The organism is Salinicola halophilus (assembly GCF_003206155.1).
In the GTDB taxonomy this organism is placed as follows: domain Bacteria; phylum Pseudomonadota; class Gammaproteobacteria; order Pseudomonadales; family Halomonadaceae; genus Salinicola; species Salinicola halophilus.
On sequence record NZ_PZJV01000007.1, the window covers coordinates 33,779 to 53,686 of the forward strand.

The window sequence follows — 19,908 nt, forward strand, 5'->3', positions numbered from 1 at the left end:
GCCGGCGGCTTTATCGGCAAGGAGCACCAGCAATGGCTCAGCAGCAAATCGGCGTCGTCGGCATGGCCGTCATGGGGCGCAACCTCGCGCTCAACATCGAAAGCCGCGACTACACCGTGTCGATCTTCAACCGCTCGCCGGAGAAGACCGACGAGGTGATGGCAGAGAACCCGGAGAGCAAGCTCGTCCCGTTCTACAGCGTGGAGGCGTTCGTCGCCTCGCTGGAAACGCCGCGGCGCATTCTGCTGATGGTTCAGGCGGGCGACGCCACCGACAAGACCATCGCTTCGCTCAAGCCGCACCTGGACAAGGGCGACATCCTCATCGACGGTGGCAACACCCCGTTCGAGGACACCATCCGCCGTAACAAGGAGCTCTCCGAAGAGGGTTTCAACTTCATCGGGACCGGCGTTTCCGGCGGTGAAGAGGGCGCGCTGAAGGGGCCGTCGATCATGCCCGGCGGCCAGAAGGAGGCGTATGACATGGTCGCGCCGATCCTCGAGAAGATCGCCGCCCGTGCCGACGACGGCGAGCCCTGTGTCGCCTACGTCGGCCCCGACGGTGCCGGCCACTACGTCAAGATGGTCCACAACGGCATCGAATACGGCGACATGCAGCTGATCAGCGAGGCCTACTCGATTCTCAAGGGCTCGCTCGGCCTCACGAATGCCGAGCTGGCGGAGGTCTTCGGCGAGTGGAACGAGGGAGAGCTCGACAGCTACCTGATCGACATCACCGCCAGGATCTTCACCAAGAAGGACGATCGCACCGACGCCGACGTGGTCGACATCATTCTCGACTCCGCCGGCCAGAAGGGCACCGGCAAGTGGACCAGCAAGAGCGCGCTGGATCTCGGCGTGCCGCTGCCGCTGATCACCGAGTCGGTCTTTGCACGTTTCATTTCGTCATTGAAGGACGAGCGCGTCGAAGCCGCCAAGGTGCTCGAGGGCCCGGCGGAGACGCCGCTCGAGGGAGACCGCAGCGAATTCATCGAGAAAGTGCGCAAGGCGCTCTTCTTCAGCAAGATTGCCTCCTACGCCCAGGGCTTCGCCCAGATGCGCGCCGCTTCCGATCACTACGGCTGGGGCCTCGACTACGGCGAAGTCGCCAAGCTCTTCCGCGCCGGCTGCATCATCCGCGCGCGTTTCCTGCAGGAGATCACCGACGCCTATCAGGAGAATCCCGAGCTCAAGAACCTGCTGATGGCGCCGCACTTCAGCGAGATCGCCGGCAACTACCAGCAGGCGCTGCGCGACGTCATTGCCCATGCGGTCCAGAACGGCATTCCGGTGCCGACCTTCTCCTCGGCCATCGCCTACTACGACAGCTACCGCAGCGAGAAACTCTCCGCCAACCTGATCCAGGCCCAGCGCGACTTCTTCGGCGCCCACACCTACAAGCGCGTCGATGAAGAGGGCACCTTCCACACCGAGTGGCTCGAAGACTGAGCCACGCCCGCCCCGCGTGAAAAACCGCCCGCCCCGGTACCGCCGGGGCGGGCGGTGTCGTCTGGACGAGACAGATGCATACCCCGCCGCTCGTCACGCTCAGCCGCCCGCCATGCTCAGCCGCTCGACGAGTCGACCTCGCACATCGGATTTCGCTGCGTCAGACGTTAGCGCCCGGCATGCCCATTCCTCCACAGTTGCGGCGAGATGCTCCAGGCATCGCCGTGCGTTTTTGCAGTCTTGTCACACCTTCTCTAGCTTTACTGAGTGATGATCACCGTCGTGGCAGTGCCTGACACATTGCCACGACGTCTCTCACGGTGCCCCGCCGTGCCTGCGTCCGCCGCCGAATGCGCGGTGAACCGATGACAAGAACGATTCCAACGACGCCCCGATGAGGACGATGACATGGATGACAACGAACGCTCGACGCCGGGCGTAGGGACCTTCGATCCCGCGCACCCGGATGCTTCCACTTCTCCCGACTCGCGCCCGCGCTCTCCGGGGCGGCGGCGCTTTCTGCAGGCGGCCGGTGTCTCCGGGCTCGCCGTCGCGGCGGCGCCTGCGCTCTCCGGGGTGAGCTACGCCGGCTCCCCGGATCGCCCCGAGACCCAGACCGACACGCCGCCCGCCGAGGGCCAGCGGCGTATCACGCTCACCGTCAACGGCAAGCGTCATCAGCTCGATGTCACGCCCAACGTGATCCTGCTCGATGCGCTGCGTCACGGGCTCGCGCTCACCGGCACCAAGAAAGGCTGTGACCACGGCCAGTGCGGCGCCTGCACGATCCTCGTCAACGGCACGGCGATCAACTCCTGTCTGAGCCTGGCGATCACCCACGACGGTGACGAGATCACGACCGTCGAAGGGCTCGAACAGAACGGCCAGCAGCATCCGATCCAGCAGGCGTTCCTCGAGCACGACGCCTACCAGTGCGGCTACTGCACGGCAGGGCAGATGATGAGCGCGGTGGCGATCCTGCAGAACGATGCGATCGGCGAGAGCGACGCCGACGTCCGCGAGGCGATGAGCGGCAACATCTGCCGCTGCGGCGCCTACAAGAACATCGTCGCGGCGATTCAGTCCGCTCGCGGCGACGTGAAGGGAGGCAAGGCATGAGACATTTCGACTACGCCCGCGCCGACGGTACCCGGGCCGCCATTCAGGCACACGGCAGCGATGACGAGGCGGCCGGCTATCAGACGGGCGGCGCCGCCTATCTGGCCGGCGGCACGACGCTGCTGGATCTGGTCAAGCTCGACGTCATGCAGCCGGACAAGATCGTCGACATCAACGGCGTCGCCCTCGATGAGATCGAGCGCCTCGACGACGGCCGCCTGCGCATTGGCGCGATGGTGACCAATACCGCGCTCGCCCGCGACGAGCGTGTGACCGCAGACTACGCGGTGCTCTCCCAGGCGCTACTGGCCGGGGCCTCGACCCAGCTTCGCAACAAGGCGACCACCGGCGGCAACGTCATGCAGCGAGTGCGCTGCCCCTACTTTCGCGACGGCGTCTCCGACTGCAACAAGCGCGAACCCGGCAGCGGCTGCGCGGCGATCGGCGGGGTCAATCGCAGCGTCCATGCGGTACTCGGCACCAGCGAGAGCTGCATCGCCACTCACCCCTCCGACATGTGCGTGGCGATGGCAGCGATCGGCGCCACCGTCGAGGTCGAAGGCCCCGACGGCAAACGCGAGATCGACTTCGCCGAGTTCCACCTGCTGCCCGGCGACACGCCGGAACAGGAGCACGCGCTGAAGCCCGGCGAGCTGATCACCCACGTGGTGCTCGACGCGCCGATGCAGAACGCCCGCTCGAGCTATCTCAAGCTGCGCGACCGTCAGTCGTACCAGTTCGCGCTCGCCTCCAGCGCCGTGATCGTGACCCTCGACGGCAACACCATTCGCAAGGCGCGTGTGGCGCTGGGCGGCGTGGGTACCAAGCCGTGGCGCGCCCCGGAGGTCGAGGCCGCGCTCGAAGGCAAGCAGGCGAGCGAAGCGCTCTTTGCCGACGTCGCCAAGCGCGCGTTCGACAACGCCACTGCCTACGCTCACAACGCCTACAAGATCCCCCTCGGCCAGCAGGCGATCGTGCGTAATCTCGTCGATCTGACCCAATCGGTCGACCCGACCGCCGCCTGAACCGCCCGCGAGGAGCAACCCTATGAGTAATGACAATCGGAGTGACGGCACGGACGGCGCCAAGCGCGGCGGCATCATCGGTGCCGGCGTGCCGCGGATCGACGGTCCGGACAAGCTGTCGGGTCGGGCCAACTACGCCGCCGACAACCTGCCGCCCAATCTGAGCTACGCCTACGGCGTCTTCAGCACCGTGGCCAGCGGCACGGTCTCACGCCTGAGCGTCGAGGAAGCGCGCCAGATGCCGGGGGTGGTGGACGTCTTCCATCACGGCCACTTTCCGACGCTCTACCGCTCGCCGTCGAGCTTCGCGCAGGGCAACAAGGTCGAGGAGACCCGGCTGCCGTTCGAGGACGAGCGGGTCTACTACGAAGGTCAGTTCGTCGCCCTGGTGGTCGCGGACACCTTCGACAACGCCCGCGCCGCGGCGCGACGGGTGAAGGTCGACTACAGCGCGGAGAGCGCGATCGCCAACCTCGAGCAGGGCGTCCAGGCCCACGGCACGAAGAAAGGCAGCGGCAACCACGCCCGCGGCGACGCCGCCGCCAACTTTGACGGCGCGGCGCACACGATCGACGTGACCTATCGCACGCCGGTGGAGACGCACAACCCGATGGAGATGCACGCCTCCACCGCCTGGTGGGACGACGACCATCTGACGATCTTCGACGCCTCCCAGGGCGTGGTGGTGGCGCGCAACGCGCTCTCCAAGATCTTCGCCATGCCGCCGGAGCGGATCACGGTGCACGCGCCCTACATCGGCTCCGGCTTCGGCAGCAAGCTCTGGACCTGGCCGCACGCCATCGCCACCGCGGCGGTCTCCCGCGAGCTCGGCCGCCCGGTACAGCTGGTGGTGCCGCGGCCGCAGATGTTCACCACCACCGGTCATCGTCCGGAGACGCGTCAGCGCCTGCGTCTGGCAACGGACGCCAGCGGCAAGCTGGTGTCGCTGCGCCACGAGTCGATCAATACCACCTCCTTCACCGACCAGTACGTCGAGACCTGCGGCAGCGTGACCAAGAGCCTCTACAGCTGCCCCAATCTGACGGTGAGCCACGAAACCACTCGGGTGAACCGCGGCACGCCGACGTCGATGCGCGCACCGGGAGCGGCCCCGGGGCTGTTCGCGCTGGAGTCTGCCGTCGACGAGATGGCCGATGCTGCCGGCGTCGATCCGCTCCAGTTCCGGCTCGACAACTACGCCGAGCGCGACGAAAGCCAGGATCTGGAGTTCTCCAGCAACCATATCGTCGAGGCGACGAATCGCGCGGCGGAAAAGTTCGGCTGGGCGAACCGCAACCCCGAGGTCGGCAGCATGAAGGACGGTCGTGAGATCGTCGGCTACGGCATGGCGGCATGCAACTGGGAAGCGATGAAGATGGCCTGCGATGCGCGGGTGTCGATTCGCGCCGACGGCACCGCGTTCGCCTCCTGCGCGACGCAGGACATCGGCACCGGCACCTACACCATCGTGGCGCAGACGGTGAGTGACGTGACCGGTATTCCGATCGATCGCGTCACCGTCAAGCTGGGGGACTCCTCCTACCCGGACGGGCCGGTCTCCGGCGGCTCCTGGGCCACCGCGACCACGCTGCCGGCGATCGCCAAGGCCGCCCGCGCCGCCCTCGACGAGATGAAGCGCTACGCCACCGGCGACAATGGCGCTTTCGCCGACAGCGAAGCCGACGCGCTGGAAGTCGCCGATGGCGGTCTGCGCAGCGCCGACGGCACGCAGACGAGCTTTGCCGACATTCTCAAGGCGGCGCGCTACGGCAGCGCGGACGGCGAGGCGCATACCGATGCCGCCGACTCCGAGTACTCCTACCGCTCCTTCGGCGCGCACTTCGTCGAGGTACGCTGGGATCCGGGTATCTCGCGCCTGCGCGTGGCGCGCGTGTTCAGCGCCATCGACGTCGGCCGCGTGATCAACGAGACCACCGCCCGCAACCAGGTCGAGGGTGCGGTGGTGATGGGCATCGGCATGGGGCTGTTCGAGGCGACCGAGTATGACGAACGCAACGCCCGTCCGGTCAACAACAACTACGCCGAGTATCTGGTGCCGGTGCACGCCGACCAGCCGGAGATCGACGTGATCCTGCTCGACTATCCCGACACCAAGTTCAACGAGTACGGTGCGCGCGGGATCGGCGAGATCGGCATCACCGGACTCGCTGCCGCCGTCGCCAACGCGGTACATCACGCCACCGGCAAACGCATCCGCGAACTGCCGATCACCCTCGACAAGCTGATGGAGGACGTGCCCCAGGCCCGGAGCGCGTAACCGTAGAAAGCCGCGGAGCGCGTAACCGTAGAAAGCCGCGGAGCGCGTAACCGTAGAAAGCCGCGGAGCGCTTAGCCGTAGAAAGCCGCGCTCGCCACAGCGCCAACGACGTGACGACACCGCCGGCCTCAGCGCCGGCGGTGTCGTTTTTGGCTATCGTGGTCTGGATTGCCGCCCCCTCAGGCGTCGCCTCGTCAGCGCCCGTGCCGCTCGCGCCAGGCGGCGAAGTCCGCAAGCGACTGCTCGTCCGTCGGCGGATAGAGCCCGATGATCGTGCGTCCGTTCTGCACCGCCTCGGTGACGAAATCCTCGAAGGCGGTCATCTCCACCGCCTCGAGGGCGATCGCCTCGACGATGGCCTGGGGTATCACGATCACCGCCTCGTCGTCGCCGACCACGATGTCTCCCGGAAAGACAGCAACGCCGCCGCAGCCGATCGGGACTTCGGTATCGATGGCCTGATGGTGCGTGAGGTTGGTCGGCGCCGAGGGCCGCTGGTGATAGGCGGCGATCTCGAGGGCGCCGATCTCGGGGCTGTCGCGAAAGCCGCCGTCGGTGACGATGCCGGCGCCGCCGCGAACCATCAGGCGCGTGATCAGGATCGATCCCGCCGAGGCGGCGCGGGGGTCGCAGCGGCTGTCGATCATCAGGACGTGCCCCGCCGGGCACTGCTCGATCGCCTGGCGCTGCGGGTGCGCCGGGTCGCGGAAGACCTCGATACCGTTCAAGTCTTCCCGCGCGGGGATGGTGCGAAGGGTGTAGGCCGGGCCGACCATGACGCGCCCCTTCCCGGCGACGGGGCGTACGTTCTCCAGCGTCTGGTGGCGAAGCCCACGCTTGAACAGCGCAGTGGCGAGGGTGGCGACCGAAACGCCTTCTAGCTGGCGGCGCGTTGACTCTTGCATGGGCAGGCTCCGGCAGTATCGGGGGAACCCGAGCCTACGTGAGCCCCGGCCGGCGTCGATACGACCTTGGTCAGCGCTGGCGGCGCGAGACCCCGCCAGCGCCACCGCTCACTCCTGGGTGGTGGTGGCGACCAGGGCCTCGAGGCTGTCTTGAAGCGCCTTCACGCCGTCGCAGTCGGCGACACCGTGGCGCTCGGCGATCCACGCCGGGTCGTTGTAGCCGAGCCAGGTCTGGCCCTCGTCGTCCTGCCAGACCAGCGCCTTCATCGGCATGTCGATACCGGCGGTGGCCGCGCACTGGATCAGCGGCGTACCGCCCCGGGCACTGCCGAAGAGGATCACTTCGTTGGGCAGCAGTGCCAGATCGCGAGAGATTGCCGCCTGGCGGTGATCGACCCGCGCGAACACGGTCATCCCGCTCTGGCGCGCCGCGGTGACGAAACGCCCGGCGACCGTGTGGACTTCACCGTCGACCGGGGTGCGGATCAGCCCCGCGATGGCCGGCCCATCCTGCGTCCGTTCGGCCCGGGCGGTGGACTGTGCGCCGGCGCTGGCGGTCATGCCGATGGCGGTCAGGCAAAGCGCCAGGGCGAGCCAGCGTTTCGGGGTCAATGGCATTGGGGTCTCCTCGTGAAGCGATAGGGTCTAGCGGGTCTCTACGCTCGCGCCGGGCGGGCGGATGCCGCGAGCCGGGGCGCGTGCACATGGCGTGAAAGGTCAGGCGGGAAGAGCATGACCGCGGTCGCCGCCGAGCGCAAAACCTGGGTGACGCGAGGCGAAAATTTTCCCAAATCGATGAGCACGCACGCGACATCCTGACTATGCTTCGGGGGCAGCGAAGCTGGCGGCCTGACACCGCCGGAACGCTTGCGCTGACAGAGGCCGCGAACGAGAGGCGAAAGCCCGGCGCCGGCCCGTAGAAAAGAACGCATGTCACCCGTGACACCCCGATCCGTCGCCCTTAGCAGGCGATGGACAACGACCGAGCCGCCCGCCTCGAGCGCAATCGATGCGTGGCGGACGTCGTCCGATCGATCCGAATTCCGGCATCTCAAGGAGGCACGCTACGTGCCGGCTGTCAAAGCCACGAGTGCGCCGGAATTCAGAACTCCATGAGGAGCCGGCAAGATGGATGATTCCGTGCATTCCCGAACACGCGCGCAGGCTGCCCCCGGCACCCAGACGCTCAATTTCACGCTCAACGGCGAGCCGCGCACGCTCGAGGTCGCCCCCAATGCGGTGCTGCTCGATGTATTGCGCGAGCAGATCGGCCTCGGCGGCACCAAGAAGGGCTGCGACCACGGTCAGTGCGGCGCCTGCACCGTGCACGTCGACGGCCAGTCGATGAATTCGTGTCTGCGTCTCGCCGTCATGTGCGAAGGCCAGCACGTCACTACGGTGGAAGGGCTCGCCCGCGACGGCGAACTCCACCCGATCCAGCAGAACTTCCTCGAGTGCGACGCCTATCAGTGCGGCTACTGCACGCCGGGACAGATGATGTCCGCCACCGCGCTACTCAATGACGAGCGCGTGGGCACCGACGACGCCTCGGTGAAAGAAGCCATGAGCGGCAACATCTGCCGCTGCGGGGCGTACAAGAACATCGTCGAAGCGATCCAGAAGTCCCGCCAGCAGCTGAGTTACGACGCGACGCAGAAGGAGGGCACCGCATGAGAACCTTCGCCTTTTCCCGTGCCGACAGCGTCGAGCGTGCGGCAACGTCCGCGGACGCCACCGCCTTCGTCGCCGGCGGTACGACGCTGCTCGACCTGATCAAGCTCGACGTCCTCAAGCCGGCAAACGTGGTCGACATCAATGCGCTGCCGTTGAAGCGGGTCGAGCGTCTCGACGACGGACGGCTCAAGATCGGCGCGCTGGTCACCAATACCGACCTTGCCCATCACCCGGAGGTGAAGGCGCACTACCCGGTGCTCTCCGAAGCCCTGCTGGCGGGCGCTTCGACCCAGCTGCGCAACATGGCGACCACCGCCGGCAACGTGATGCAGCGTACGCGCTGCCCGTACTATCGCGACCCGGCGGCCAAGTGCAACCGCCGCGAGCCGGGCACGGGCTGCGATGCGATGAATGGCATCAACCGCATGAACGCCGTGCTCGGTGGCAGCGACGCCTGCATCGCCGTACACCCGTCGGACATGTGCGTCGGCATCGCTGCCATCGGCGCGACGCTGACCCTGCAGGGCCCCGGCGGCGAGCGTGAGGTCGACTTCGCCGACTTCCATCGTCTCCCGGGCGATACCCCGCACATCGAACACGATCTGCAAGAGGGTGAGCTGATCACCGCGATCACCCTGGATGCGCCGCTGAAAGGTGCCGGCTCGCACTATCTTAAGCTGCGCGACCGCGCCTCCTACGAGTTCGCGCTCGCCTCCTGCGCCGCCGAGATCACCCTCGACGGCGAGACGATTCGCGAAGCGCGCCTCGCTCTCGGCGGCGTCGCCACCAAGCCGTGGCGCTGCACCGAGGCCGAAGCGGCACTCGTCGGTCAGCCCGCCGAGAAGGCGAGCTTCGAGCGTGCCGCCGAGATCGCGCTGAAAGACGCCGTGCCCCGCGAGCACAACGCCTACAAGATTCCCCTGGCGCGTCAGGCGATCGTGCGTGCACTGCGCAACGCCGCGCAGGACAAGACGTCGCAGAGCGAGACACAGGAGAGCCAGGCATGAACGACATGACCCAACCGAATGTCGTCGGTCAGCGCACGCCGCGCATCGACGGTGAGTTCAAGCTCACGGGCCACGCCGGCTATACCGGCGAGCTGCACGCCGACAACATGCTCTACGGCTACCCGGTGTCGGCGACCATCGCCAACGGCAAGCTCGAGTCCCTCGAGCTGGACGAAGCCCGCGCGATGCCGGGCGTGGTGGACATCTTCCATCACGGACACTTCGAGACGCTGCACCGCTCGCCGAACTCCATGGCCCATGGCGACATGGTCAACGAGGTGCGCCTGCCGTTCGAGGACGAGCGCATCTACTACCACGGCCAGTACGTGGCACTGGTCGTCGCCGAGACCTTCGAGCAGGCCCGCGCCGCCGCCCAGCGCGTGATCGCCCGCTACACCAAGATGTCCGGCGCGACCGCGGGGCTACTGCAGACCGACGCCGAGGGCGAGCTGCAGGAGAGTTCCGGCACGTCGCGCGGCGATCCGGAAGCTGCCTTCGGCGGCGCCGAAGTGAAGGTCGACTCGACCTATCAGATCGCCGCCGAGAGCCATCTGCAGATGGAGATGCACGCGACCCTCGCCGAGTGGCACGACGACGGTCAGCGTCTCGTCGTCCACGAGTCGACTCAGGGCGTGTTCTTCCAGCGCAACGCCATGGCGCGGGTCTTCGGGCTCGCCCAGGAGAACCTGGAAGTCATCTCGCACTACATCGGCTCCGGCTTCGGCAACAAGCTTTTCATGTGGCCGCACGCCGTCGCCACCACCGTGGCCGCGCGCATGACCGGCCGCCCGGTGAAAGTGGTGCTGCCGCGTCAGCAGGACATGAGCAGCGGCGGCAATCGCCCTGCCTCGCGTCAGCGCATCCGGCTGGGTGCCGATCGCAGCGGCAAGCTCACCTCGGTGATTCACGACAGCACCACCGAAACCTCGCTGGTGCACCAGTACGTCGACGGCTGCGGCAGCGCCACGCCGAGCTTCTACGCCTGCGACAACGTCTCCACCAGCCAGCGCGTGCTCGAGGTGAACCACGGCACGCCCTGCCCGATGCGCGCGCCGGGCGAAGTCTCGGGTATCTTCGCGCTGGAAACGGCGATGGACGAGCTGGCGGTCGAGCTCGACATGGACCCGGTCGAACTGCGGCTAAAGAACAACGCAGAGCTTGACCCGGCGAGCGGGCTGCCGTGGTCGAGCAAGCATCTGGACGAGTGTCTCACCAGTGCGGCCAAGCGCTTCGGCTGGGAGAACCGCAATCCGGCCGTCGGCTCGATGCGCGACGGCGACGAGATCATCGGTTACGGCATGGCCTCCTGCACCTGGTCCGCCGGACGCCAGCCGTGCGAGGCGCGGGTCGAGCTGCGCGCCGACGGCTCGCTCTTCGCCGCCTGCGGCACGCAGGACATCGGCACCGGCACCTACACCATCGTCGCGCAAGCCGTCGCCGAGCTGACCGGCGCCGATTTGTCGCGCATCGAGGTCAAGCTGGGCGAGACCAGCCTGCCGGCGGGCCCGCTCTCCGGCGGCTCCATGGCGACGGCCACCGTGCTCCCCGCGGTCGCCGCGGCGGTGCGTGACGCGCTGGATGCGATCAAGGAAGTGGCGATCGGCAGCGGCGGGGCGTTCGAAGGCAGCGACGCCGACTCGCTCTCCGCGGAAGCGGGCTGTCTCACCGACGGCAACCGCCGCGTGAGCTTCGAAGAGGTGCTGGAGACCAGCAAGCTCTCGAGCGTCAACGGCCAAGGCAGCGCCGCCCCCGGCAACGAGCAGAACGAGTACGCCTTCCGCTCCTTCGGCGCGCACTTCGTCGAGATCCGCATCGATCCGGAAATCTCGCGGGTTCGCGTGGCGCGGGTCGTCTCCTCGATCGACATCGGTCGGGCGATCAACCCGCCGACGGCGCGCAACCAGGTCGAGGGCGGCATCGTCATGGGCGTCGGCATGGGCCTGCTCGAGAAGCTCGACTACGATCCGCGGGATGCGCGGCTGATCAACGCCAACGTGGCCGACTACATCGTCCCGACGCACGCCGATGCGCCGGAGATCGACGTCGAGCTGCTCGACTACCCGGACTTCAAGCACAACGAGTTCGGCGGTCGTGGCGTGGGCGAGATCGGTCTGACCGGCGTCGCGCCGGCGATCGCCAACGCGATCTACCACGCCACCGGCAAGCGCTACCGGGATCTGCCGATCACCATCGAGGATCTGCTCGCCGCCGACTGATCGCCGTCGCCGGATCGCTTTTGATCGGCAATGAGAAGCCGCCGCACCCTGTTAGGTGCGGCGGTTTTTTCGTGGGAGACGCTTCGCTGTCGTCAGGGCTGACGCGCGAGCAAACCGGAAAGAAAGAGCGCCGCGCAGCGCTCGACGCGGTCGTCGATCGCCCTGGCACTCGGCGGCGCTTCGAGCTGGAGCAGCTGAATGAGATGCCACTCGCCGAGCACCATGCCCAGATACATGCCGGCGAGTTCGGCGGTATCGCCGTGGGGCAGGCGGCCGTCGGCGATGCGGCGGTCGAGGTAGTCCGTCACCACCCGGCGCATCCGTCCCGGGCCGGCGTCGAAGAAGCGCCGGGCAAGCTCCGGCTGGCGCGGGCTCTCGGCGACCACTTCGCGGTAGATACCCAGCGCCTCGTCGTCCATCGCCTTGTGGAGCAGGCTGGTGCCGAAGCGGATGAGCGCCGCTTCGACGGGCAGCTCGTCGATATCGTCGCCGGTGAGGGTGGCGTAGACGTGGTGCGAGCGGCGCTCGACCATCGCCTGGAAGAGTCCTTCCTTGTTGCCGAAATGGCGATAGAGCGTGGAGAGCGAGCCGCCCGCTTCGGCGACGATGTCGTTGACGCTCACCTGGCTGAAACCGCGCTCCAGAAACAGTCGCTGCGCCGCATCGAGCAGCGCCTCGCGACGCTTGAGTCCGCGCTGGGTCGTCGGCGAATGCCGAGCGGTCGGGTGCCGAGGGGGGAGGGAGGACATGACACTCCTGCAAGGAAGGCCCGCGGGGCGCGGTAAACGGTAGCGTTTTGGAAAAGAAAGCGTAGCATACACTACACCTAGAATCGGTCATGGTTTCCTGCATGAAGATCAAGAAAAAACTCTATACCTCGCTGGCGGTGGTCGTACTGCTGATCGTCGCGCTGGTGTTCGCATGGCGCTGGTGGCAGACCGGGCGTTTCTTCGTCGAGACGGACAACGCCTACGTCCAGACCGACAGCGTGGCCATCCGCTCGGAGCTCTCGGCGCGAGTGCTGGGGGTGGCCGTCGACGACAACCAGCGGGTGCAAGCGGGTGACGTGCTGATCCGGCTCGATGACCGTGACACGCGCAGCCGTCTCGCCCAGGCGCAGGCGCAGCTCGCCGTCAGCGCGGCCAACGTGACCCAGAGCGAGCGTCAGGTCGAACTCGACCGGGCGAGCATCGACGAGGCCACGGCACAGGTGAGCGCGGCGGAGTCCGACGTCGCCCAGGCGCGCCAGCATCTGCAGCGCTCGCAGTCGCTGGCGGCCAACAGCTACGCCTCGCGCCAGCAGCTCGATGACGACCAGGCCTCGCTGCGCGTCGCTCAGGCCACCCTCGCGGCGCGTCAGGCCAGCGTCGAGTCCGCCAAGCGGCGGCTCTCCGCCGACCAGGCGTCGATCGACAGCGCCAAGGCGAACCGCCAGGCCGCCGAGTCGGACATCGACTACGCCGAGAGCCAGCTCGACAAGACGCGTATCGTCGCTCGACGCAGCGGCGTGATCGGCAATCTCACCGTCGAGCCGGGCGATCTCGCCCAGCCCTCGCTGACGCTGATGCAGCTCGTCCCGGTGGATAGCGCCTACGTCGTCGCCAACTACAAGGAGACGCAGATCGAGCGCATGCGGGTGGGCCAGCCGGTCGCGCTCGAGGTGGACGCCTACCCGGATATCGAATTCGAGGGCCGCGTCGACAGCGTCGCCCCGGCCACCGGCACCCAGTTCAGCCTGCTGCCGCAGGACAACGCCACCGGCAACTTCAACAAGATCGTCCAGCGCGTGCCGGTGAAGATCCGCGTTACCGGCCCGGAAGACGAACTCTGGCGGCTGCAGGCCGGGCTCTCGGTGGTGCCGTCGGTGGATACCCGCGAGGTCGACGGCCAGGCGATCTACTTCGACCCGGCCCCCGCGCTCGACGATGCCCCCGTGGACGACGCGCCGCGTCGACCGCGTGACAACAATGCCGCCACCGCGCCCGCCGACGCCGACGAGCGCGATTCATGAGCGAAGTGGCGCCACCCACCGGCGCCGGCCCGCAGGAGATGCCGTCGTGGCACTACCGCTTCGGCTTCATCGCGGCGGTGTTCGGGATGTTCATGGCGATTCTGGACATCCAGATCGTCGCCAGCTCGCTCAACGAGATCCAGGCCGGGGTCTCCGCCTCGCAGGACGAGATTTCCTGGATCCAGACCTCCTATCTGGTCGCGGAGATCATCATGATCCCGCTCTCCGGCGTGCTGATGCGCTGGCTCTCCACGCGGGTGGCGTTCGTCATCTCGTGTGCCGGCTTCACCATCGCGAGCCTCGGCTGCGCGCTGGCCACGACCATCGATCAGCTGATCGTGCTGCGCGCCATCCAGGGCTTCATGGGCGGGGCGATGATCCCGATCACCCAGGCGATCAGCTTCTCGCTATTCCCGCGCCGGGCGATGGGCACCGTGCAGGGCGTGATCGGCATGGTGGTGACGCTGGCGCCGTCCATCGGCCCCACCGTCGGCGGCTATCTCACCGAGATCTTCAGCTGGCACTGGCTGTTTCTGGTCAACGTCATCCCCGGCATCGTCGTCACGCTGATGGCGTGGCGCTTTCTGGATATCGACAAGGGCGATGCCAAGGTCGGCAAGTTTCTCGATTTCCGCGGCCTGATCCTCATCGCGCTGTTTCTGGGTAGCCTCGAGTTCGTGCTCGAGGAGGGGCCGGGGGACGACTGGTTCGCCAGCGACCTGATCATCGGCATGACCCTGCTCTGCGCGCTCTCCTGCGTCGGTTTCTTCTGGCGGGTGTTCACCTACGCCCACCCGATCGTCGATCTGCGCGCGTTTCGCAATCTCAACTTCTCGGTGGGGACGGGGCTGGTCTTCGTCGTGGGGATCGCGATGTACGGACTGGTCTACCTGATGCCGCTGTTTCTCGGCGGGGTGCGCGGCTACTCGAGCCTGCAGATCGGCGAGGTGATGTTCGTCACTGGCGTGGCGATGTTCTTCACCGCGCCCATCGTCGGGCGGCTGACCAACTCGGTGGATCTGCGGGTGCTGCTCTTCATCGGGCTGGCGCTGGTGGGTATCGGGACCGCGATGAACTCGAATCTCACCAGCGAGTCCGGCTTCTGGCAGTTCTTCTGGCCGCAGATCGTGCGCGGCATGGGCATGATCATGTGCATCATCCCCGCCTCGCGCATTGCCATGGGTACGCTGCCGCCGCAGGAGCTCGGCAACGCCGCCGGGCTTTTCAGCGTGATGCGCAACCTCGGCGGGGCAGTCGGGCTGGCGATGCTCGACACCGTGCGCGACTGGCGCGCCGACTACCACTGGAATCAGCTCATCGGCGCGATCGACACCGGCCGAGCCGTCGTCCAGCAGGAGATCGCGCAGTATCAGGCGATGCTCATCGGCCACGTCGCCGACCCCTACCACAGCGCCGTCGCCCTGCTCGGTCAGCGCGTCGGCGTGCAGGCGCAGGTGCTTGCCTACAACGATATCTTCCTGTGGCTGGGCGTGATCTATCTGCTCAGCGTGCCGCTGGTATTGCTGCTCAGAAAGATCGATCACTAGCCGCGCCAAGACGCTCTCGGGCCGCGTCTTCGGCCCGTGCCATGTCGCCGCGGCGAGCCCGTGCACCCGGCCGGGCGTCGATGGTTCAATAGCGTCATTCACGCTGAGCCATCGACGTCACTGATCCCTCGGTACCGTTGACGCTGTATCAGTGACGCCACTGCCCAACCGCTACAGGAACCGCTCATGAACACCCCCGGCTCGCCCAAACCCGGCAGCGACGAACCCGTACGCACCATGATGCGGCTTATCGGGGCGTTCGCCGCGCCGGTGGTGATCTATCTGCTGCTGTGGGAGCTGGTCGCGGGCGCCTTGCTGCCCAACGCGGCGCCGGCAGGGCGGGAATTCGCGATCAACCTCGCCAACGTGCTGATCCCCTGTGCGGGCGTGCTCGCCAGCATCTTTCTCGCCGGGGTGAAAATCGGCCGCTACCTCGGCGGCGGGGTGATGGTGCTGTTCTTCCTCTACGCCTATCTCGTTTCCGGCGTCGCTTTCAGCTGGCTGCCCATCGCGCTCACCCTCCTCGGCGTGGGGCTGGCGTGGGGGCTCGCCCGTTTTTGCCCGCGGCTCTCGCCCGAGCTCGACGGCCTGATCGGCTGACATGAGCCAGTGACGCCCTCGAACGCGCATAATCCCGGAGAGAGGCTCGGCGACAGGCTCGCCGACTGGCTTCCCGCCTGGCGGACCGAACTGGCCGCCCGACGTCGGCGCGGCATCGTCTGGATTGCCGCCGACGACCCCCTGCCGCGGGCGCAGGCGCTGATGGCGGCGAGCGACTGGGCGTCGCCGCTCTGGATCGGCGCGGTCTCGCAGGCGCCGACGCAGTCGATCACCTGTCTCGCCCCGGGGCGCGCCCGCAGTCGACTGGGTCAGGAGCACGATCTGGTCGTCTTCGACGCCACCGGGCAGAGCGGCTTCGACCCGGATGCCTTCGGCGCGATCAGCGGCACGCTCGTTGCCGGCGGCTGTCTGGTGCTGCTGACGCCCGCCGCCTGGGCGGCCCCCAGCGCCGGTGACTGGTTGGGTGACGCCGACTACCGCCGGCTGGCGCACTGGCCGTTGGAGGCCGGCGAGATCGAGGCGCGCTATCTGGCACGGCTGGCCCGGCGGCTCGGCGCTTTCGAAGCGCTCGTGACCTGGCCTGCCGACGCGGCGCGGCCGTCGTTGCCTGCCCCGCCAGGCGCCGAATGGGCGTCAGCCGGTAGCGATCGTGAGGACGCCCCGTCTCACGCCGACATCGACGATGTCGATGACGCCGACTGTCTGAGCGCCGATCAGGCAGCGGCGGTAGGGCGGCTGACGCGGCTGCGTCGGCGCCGGCCGCTGGTGCTGATCGCCGACCGCGGTCGGGGCAAGAGTGCCGCGCTGGGTATCGCCGCCGCCCGGCGGCTGATGGCGGGAGAGCGCCGACTGTGGATCGCCGCCTCCAGCGAGGCCGCGGTGGCGCCACTCTTCGAGCGGTTGGGTGCGCTGCTGCCGACGGGGCAGCGCGTGCCCGGCGGCTTCACGCTGACGCTGAAGGGGACGGAGAGTCACGAAAGAGAGTGTCGCATCGAGTGGCTGGCACCGGAGCGCGTCGCAAGCGCCCTCGATGATCCCGATATCGACCGGCGCTCGCCGCCGACGCTGTTCGTCGACGAGGCGGCCTCGATTCCCGCCGCGCGCCTCGCGGATTGGCTGGTGCGCTTTCCGCGCATCGCCTTCGCCACCACCGTCCACGGCTACGAAGGGACCGGGCGCGGCTTCGAGGTACGCCTGCGCGATACCCTCGACCGGCTCACGCCGGACTGGAGGCGGCTGCGGCTGACCACGCCGATCCGCTGGGCGGCGGATGACCCGCTGGAGCGGCTCACCCGTGAGCTGCTGTGTCTGGATGCCGAGATCGACGAGAGTCCTTTCGCGGGCGCTGAATCGCGCGAGCTCGACGGGCTCACGCTCAACTGGCTCACTCTCGACTGGCTCGACCGCACTGCGCTGGCTCATGACGAGGCCGCGCTGCGGGAGGCGTTCGGACTGCTGGTGCAGGCGCACTACCGCACCACGCCCGCCGATCTGCGCCAGCTGCTCGACGGCCCCGGCGTGCGCCTGCTGGCGGCGCGCTGCGAAGGGCGGCTCGCCGGCCTCTGCGTGGTGCAGGCCGAGGGCGGTTTCGATGCGGCGCTGGCCGGGGCGATCCAGCGGGGCGAGCGGCGCCCGCGGGGGCATCTGCTGGCGCAGTCGCTGGCGATGCACGCCGGCCACGCCGAGGCGGCAACGCGCCGGTGGTGGCGCATCATGCGGATCGCGGTGCACCCCGGCTGCCGCCGTCGCGGTATCGGCCAGACGCTGATCGAGGCGGTGGCGGACGCCGCGGTAGGGCAGGGCATCGACCATCTCGGCGTCAGTTTCGGGGCCGAACCCGGGCTGATGCGCTTCTGGCGCGACCGGGGCTTCACCAGCCTGCGCGCGGGGCTGACCCGCGAAGCCGCGAGCGGCGAACCGGCGCTGATGATGGGCCGGGGGCTCGCCCCTCAGGCGGTCGCGGAGATCGCGACGTGGGCGGCGGATTTTCAGACGCTGCTGGCGGATCTGCTCGCCGGCGAGCTCAACGATATCGAACCCGAGGTCGCCGCCGGCTGGCTTCACGAAGGGCAGCGCCCGGCGTGGCCGGCCGCGCTCACCGCCCGGCTCGAGGCATTCGCGGCGGGTGGCGGCGAACTCGCGCTGATCCGTCCCTGGCTGCGTCAGGCGTGGCTCTGCTGGTGGCGGCAGCAGCCGATCACCGCGCTGCCGGACGGCCTGGGCGCCCCAACCCCAGCGGCGGGGAGCACCGACGAGCCGTTCGAGCGGGTACCGGCGGCGGCGGCAGTGGCGGCGCTCTTTCAGCACCGAGACATGGCGCTGGGCCCCGGCGACGGCGCTGCGGGGCGCCGCGATCGTCAGGCGGCGGCGCGCTCGCTCGCCCACGGTCTGCTCGCGTGGCAGCGGGGCGCGACAGGCCACTGACCGTGCCGTCGCATGGCGAGCGGCGGTCGCTATGACGCACCCGCAAATATGGTCAAGCCTGGGGGAGGCGGGTAAGGTGAGGGCACTTTTTAGCCGGGGGCGAGCGTCTGGTTCGCCCCCGGTCGACCCATTCATCATCGTGGAACGCGCCGCGTTCGATGCGCGCCGCGCCTGGAATCGACATGAACGACCATCTGCTCACGCTCTCTCCCGAACCCGTCTGGCGCCATTTCCGCACCCTGTGCAACACGCCGCGCGCCTCTGGCCGCGAGGCCAAGCTGGTCGACATCCTCGAGCGCTGGGCCGACGACCAAGGGCTCGCCCACGACCGCGACACCTACGGCAATCTACGGATTCGGCGCGCGGCCACCCCGGGCCATGAAGCCGTGCCGGGGATCATCCTCCAGGGCCACCTGGACATGGTCACCCAGGCCAACAGCGACCACCCCCACGACTTTCTGACCGACCCGCTCGACACCTTCGTCGAGGACGGCTGGCTCCACGCCCGCGGCACCACGCTCGGCGCCGACAACGGCCTTGGCGTTGCCGCCGCGCTGGCGATTCTGGAAGCCGATGACATCGCCACCGGCCCCGTCGAGGCGCTGTTCACGCTGGAGGAGGAGACCTCGCTGCAGGGCGCGCTGTCGCTGGACGAGGGCTGGCTCGACGGGCGCTATCTACTCAATCTGGATTCAGAGGATCGCGGCGAGGTCTACATCGGCTGCGCCGGCGGGGCGGACGTGGTGATCGACGCCGACCTGCCGATGCGCGGCTGCGACGACGACGAAGTGATGCGCCGGATCTCCCTTACCGGTCTGGTGGGCGGTCACTCCGGCGCCGACATCCACAAGGAGCTGGGTAACGCCAACCAGCTGCTGGTTCGCGCGCTGCGCAAGCTCGACGAGTTCGACATCCGCCTGGTCGACTACCAGGGCGGCACGCTGCGCAACGCCCTGCCGCGGGAAGCCTTTGCCACCATCGTCATCAACGAGAGCCATCTGCCGGCGCTCGAGGAGACACTGGACGCGCTGCAGACGACCTACCGCGCCGAGCTTGCCGGGGTCGACGACGACGTGACGCTGACGCTCTCGCCGGCCACGCTCTCCTGCAGCGATGCCGAAGCGCTGACCGATACCGCCACCGACCTGCTGGTCGCCGCCCTCCACGCTGCGCCCTACGGCGTCGAGCGGATGAGCGCCGAAGTGCCCGGCGTGGTCGAAACCTCCAACAACCTGGGCGTCGTCTCGCTCGAGAACGGCCGCTTTCACCTCTGCGCGCTGGTGCGCTCGCTGCGCGACAGCGCCGCCGCCAATCTGGCCGACCGCTTCACCGCCCTGTTCGGGCTGATCGGCGCCAAGACGCGGGTCGAGAACGCCTACCCCGGCTGGACGCCCATCGCTGGCAGCGCGCTGCTGACCCGCTTTCGTCGCCTCCATCAGGAGCAGCTCGGCGCCGACCCCGCGGTCAAGGTGATCCATGCCGGACTCGAGTGCGGCATCATCGGCGGCAAGTATCCGCACCTGGAGATGATCTCCTTCGGCCCCGTGATCCGCGGCGCGCACTCGCCCACCGAGCGCACCGAGATCGCCTCCGTCGAAGAGTTCTGGAAAGTGCTCAAGGCGCTCGTCGCCGACATCGCCTCCGGCAAAGCGGCTTGATGCGAACCTGAAAAGCAGAGGGCGAGTGGTTTTCC

Annotated in this window: 15 protein-coding genes; 12 read left to right on the forward strand and 3 right to left on the reverse strand. The window is 68.1% G+C overall.

Translation table 11 applies throughout. The features are described 5' to 3' along the window. The first annotated feature begins 32 nt into the window (after positions 1–32). The 4 genes from gndA (at position 33) to DOM33_RS14945 (ending at position 5,870) form a co-directional block, all read left to right on the forward strand. Entirely contained in the window at positions 33–1,448 is a 1,416-nt protein-coding gene (gene gndA / locus DOM33_RS14930) for an NADP-dependent phosphogluconate dehydrogenase (RefSeq protein ID WP_110670427.1), read from the forward strand. A 408-nt stretch (positions 1,449–1,856) separates the two neighbouring features. Next, on the forward strand, positions 1,857–2,567 hold the full coding sequence (locus tag DOM33_RS14935; protein WP_110670429.1) for a (2Fe-2S)-binding protein: 711 nt from the start codon (positions 1,857–1,859) through the stop codon (positions 2,565–2,567). Then, positions 2,564–3,592 carry an FAD binding domain-containing protein gene (locus DOM33_RS14940; RefSeq protein WP_110670431.1) on the forward strand — a complete coding sequence of 343 codons (1,029 nt, stop codon included), beginning with the start codon at positions 2,564–2,566 and terminating at the stop codon, positions 3,590–3,592. Before DOM33_RS14935 ends, DOM33_RS14940 begins: the two co-directional genes overlap by 4 nt. Positions 3,593–3,614: 22 nt before the next feature. Further along, complete coding sequence (locus DOM33_RS14945) at positions 3,615–5,870, forward strand: xanthine dehydrogenase family protein molybdopterin-binding subunit (RefSeq protein ID WP_110670433.1); 2,256 nt, start codon at positions 3,615–3,617, stop codon at positions 5,868–5,870. 194 nt (positions 5,871–6,064) lie between these two features. On the opposite strand, the gene DOM33_RS14950 is transcribed toward DOM33_RS14945, so the two are convergent. After that, the gene (locus tag DOM33_RS14950; RefSeq protein ID WP_110670435.1) at positions 6,065–6,775 is read right to left on the reverse strand and encodes a ribonuclease activity regulator RraA; all 711 of its coding nucleotides are present in this window, start codon (positions 6,773–6,775) and stop codon (positions 6,065–6,067) included. A 108-nt stretch (positions 6,776–6,883) separates the two neighbouring features. Then, positions 6,884–7,393 carry a DUF302 domain-containing protein gene (locus DOM33_RS14955; protein ID WP_204352711.1) on the reverse strand — a complete coding sequence of 170 codons (510 nt, stop codon included), beginning with the start codon at positions 7,391–7,393 and terminating at the stop codon, positions 6,884–6,886. Positions 7,394–7,903: 510 nt separating this feature from the next. Between DOM33_RS14955 and DOM33_RS14960 the strand changes: the two genes are divergently transcribed. The 3 genes from DOM33_RS14960 to DOM33_RS14970 are packed head-to-tail and all read left to right on the forward strand — an operon-like array spanning position 7,904 to position 11,672. Continuing rightward, on the forward strand, positions 7,904–8,449 hold the full coding sequence (locus DOM33_RS14960; RefSeq protein ID WP_110670437.1) for a (2Fe-2S)-binding protein: 546 nt from the start codon (positions 7,904–7,906) through the stop codon (positions 8,447–8,449). Beyond that, positions 8,446–9,456 carry an FAD binding domain-containing protein gene (locus DOM33_RS14965; protein ID WP_110670439.1) on the forward strand — a complete coding sequence of 337 codons (1,011 nt, stop codon included), beginning with the start codon at positions 8,446–8,448 and terminating at the stop codon, positions 9,454–9,456. Before DOM33_RS14960 ends, DOM33_RS14965 begins: the two co-directional genes overlap by 4 nt. After that, positions 9,453–11,672, forward strand: coding sequence for a xanthine dehydrogenase family protein molybdopterin-binding subunit (locus tag DOM33_RS14970; protein ID WP_110670441.1), 2,220 nt, complete (start codon positions 9,453–9,455; stop codon positions 11,670–11,672). The genes DOM33_RS14965 and DOM33_RS14970 overlap by 4 nt, the downstream gene beginning before the upstream one ends. Before the next feature lie 92 nt (positions 11,673–11,764). Here the strand turns inward: DOM33_RS14970 and DOM33_RS14975 are convergent, their stop codons facing one another. Then, entirely contained in the window at positions 11,765–12,421 is a 657-nt protein-coding gene (locus tag DOM33_RS14975; RefSeq protein ID WP_110670443.1) for a TetR/AcrR family transcriptional regulator, read from the reverse strand. A 101-nt stretch (positions 12,422–12,522) separates the two neighbouring features. On the opposite strand from DOM33_RS14975, the gene DOM33_RS14980 reads away from it, so the two are divergent. The 5 genes from DOM33_RS14980 to DOM33_RS15000 all read left to right on the forward strand — a co-directional run bounded on the left by DOM33_RS14980 (position 12,523) and on the right by DOM33_RS15000 (position 19,873). Beyond that, on the forward strand, positions 12,523–13,683 hold the full coding sequence (locus DOM33_RS14980) for an HlyD family secretion protein (RefSeq protein ID WP_110670608.1): 1,161 nt from the start codon (positions 12,523–12,525) through the stop codon (positions 13,681–13,683). After that, positions 13,680–15,230, forward strand: a complete 1,551-nt coding sequence (locus DOM33_RS14985; protein ID WP_110670445.1) for a DHA2 family efflux MFS transporter permease subunit — start codon at positions 13,680–13,682, stop codon at positions 15,228–15,230. The genes DOM33_RS14980 and DOM33_RS14985 overlap by 4 nt, the downstream gene beginning before the upstream one ends. Positions 15,231–15,416: 186 nt before the next feature. Further along, positions 15,417–15,830 carry a hypothetical protein gene (locus DOM33_RS14990; RefSeq protein ID WP_110670447.1) on the forward strand — a complete coding sequence of 138 codons (414 nt, stop codon included), beginning with the start codon at positions 15,417–15,419 and terminating at the stop codon, positions 15,828–15,830. Between the two features lie 9 nt (positions 15,831–15,839). Then, the gene (locus DOM33_RS14995) at positions 15,840–18,215 is read left to right on the forward strand and encodes a tRNA(Met) cytidine acetyltransferase TmcA (RefSeq protein ID WP_239495383.1); all 2,376 of its coding nucleotides are present in this window, start codon (positions 15,840–15,842) and stop codon (positions 18,213–18,215) included. Positions 18,216–18,397: 182 nt separating this feature from the next. Continuing rightward, positions 18,398–19,873 (forward strand): aminoacyl-histidine dipeptidase, encoded by a 1,476-nt coding sequence (locus tag DOM33_RS15000; RefSeq protein ID WP_110670449.1) that lies wholly within the window; start codon positions 18,398–18,400, stop codon positions 19,871–19,873. The last annotated feature ends 35 nt before the right edge of the window (positions 19,874–19,908 follow it).

Bases quoted from the DNA above. Each gene is read 5' to 3' on its own strand.
- DOM33_RS14950 (WP_110670435.1), bottom strand. From the start codon at position 6,775: ATGCAAGAGTCAACGCGCCGCCAGCTAGAAGGCGTTTCGGTCGCCACC.
- gndA (WP_110670427.1), top strand. From the start codon at position 33: ATGGCTCAGCAGCAAATCGGCGTCGTCGGCATGGCCGTCATGGGGCGC.
- DOM33_RS14935 (WP_110670429.1), top strand. From the start codon at position 1,857: ATGGATGACAACGAACGCTCGACGCCGGGCGTAGGGACCTTCGATCCC.
- DOM33_RS14990 (WP_110670447.1), top strand. From the start codon at position 15,417: ATGAACACCCCCGGCTCGCCCAAACCCGGCAGCGACGAACCCGTACGC.
- DOM33_RS14965 (WP_110670439.1), top strand. From the start codon at position 8,446: ATGAGAACCTTCGCCTTTTCCCGTGCCGACAGCGTCGAGCGTGCGGCA.
- DOM33_RS14940 (WP_110670431.1), top strand. From the start codon at position 2,564: ATGAGACATTTCGACTACGCCCGCGCCGACGGTACCCGGGCCGCCATT.
- DOM33_RS14985 (WP_110670445.1), top strand. From the start codon at position 13,680: ATGAGCGAAGTGGCGCCACCCACCGGCGCCGGCCCGCAGGAGATGCCG.
- DOM33_RS15000 (WP_110670449.1), top strand. From the start codon at position 18,398: ATGAACGACCATCTGCTCACGCTCTCTCCCGAACCCGTCTGGCGCCAT.
- DOM33_RS14980 (WP_110670608.1), top strand. From the start codon at position 12,523: ATGAAGATCAAGAAAAAACTCTATACCTCGCTGGCGGTGGTCGTACTG.
- DOM33_RS14975 (WP_110670443.1), bottom strand. From the start codon at position 12,421: ATGTCCTCCCTCCCCCCTCGGCACCCGACCGCTCGGCATTCGCCGACG.
- DOM33_RS14955 (WP_204352711.1), bottom strand. From the start codon at position 7,393: ATGCCATTGACCCCGAAACGCTGGCTCGCCCTGGCGCTTTGCCTGACC.
- DOM33_RS14960 (WP_110670437.1), top strand. From the start codon at position 7,904: ATGGATGATTCCGTGCATTCCCGAACACGCGCGCAGGCTGCCCCCGGC.
- DOM33_RS14945 (WP_110670433.1), top strand. From the start codon at position 3,615: ATGAGTAATGACAATCGGAGTGACGGCACGGACGGCGCCAAGCGCGGC.
- DOM33_RS14970 (WP_110670441.1), top strand. From the start codon at position 9,453: ATGAACGACATGACCCAACCGAATGTCGTCGGTCAGCGCACGCCGCGC.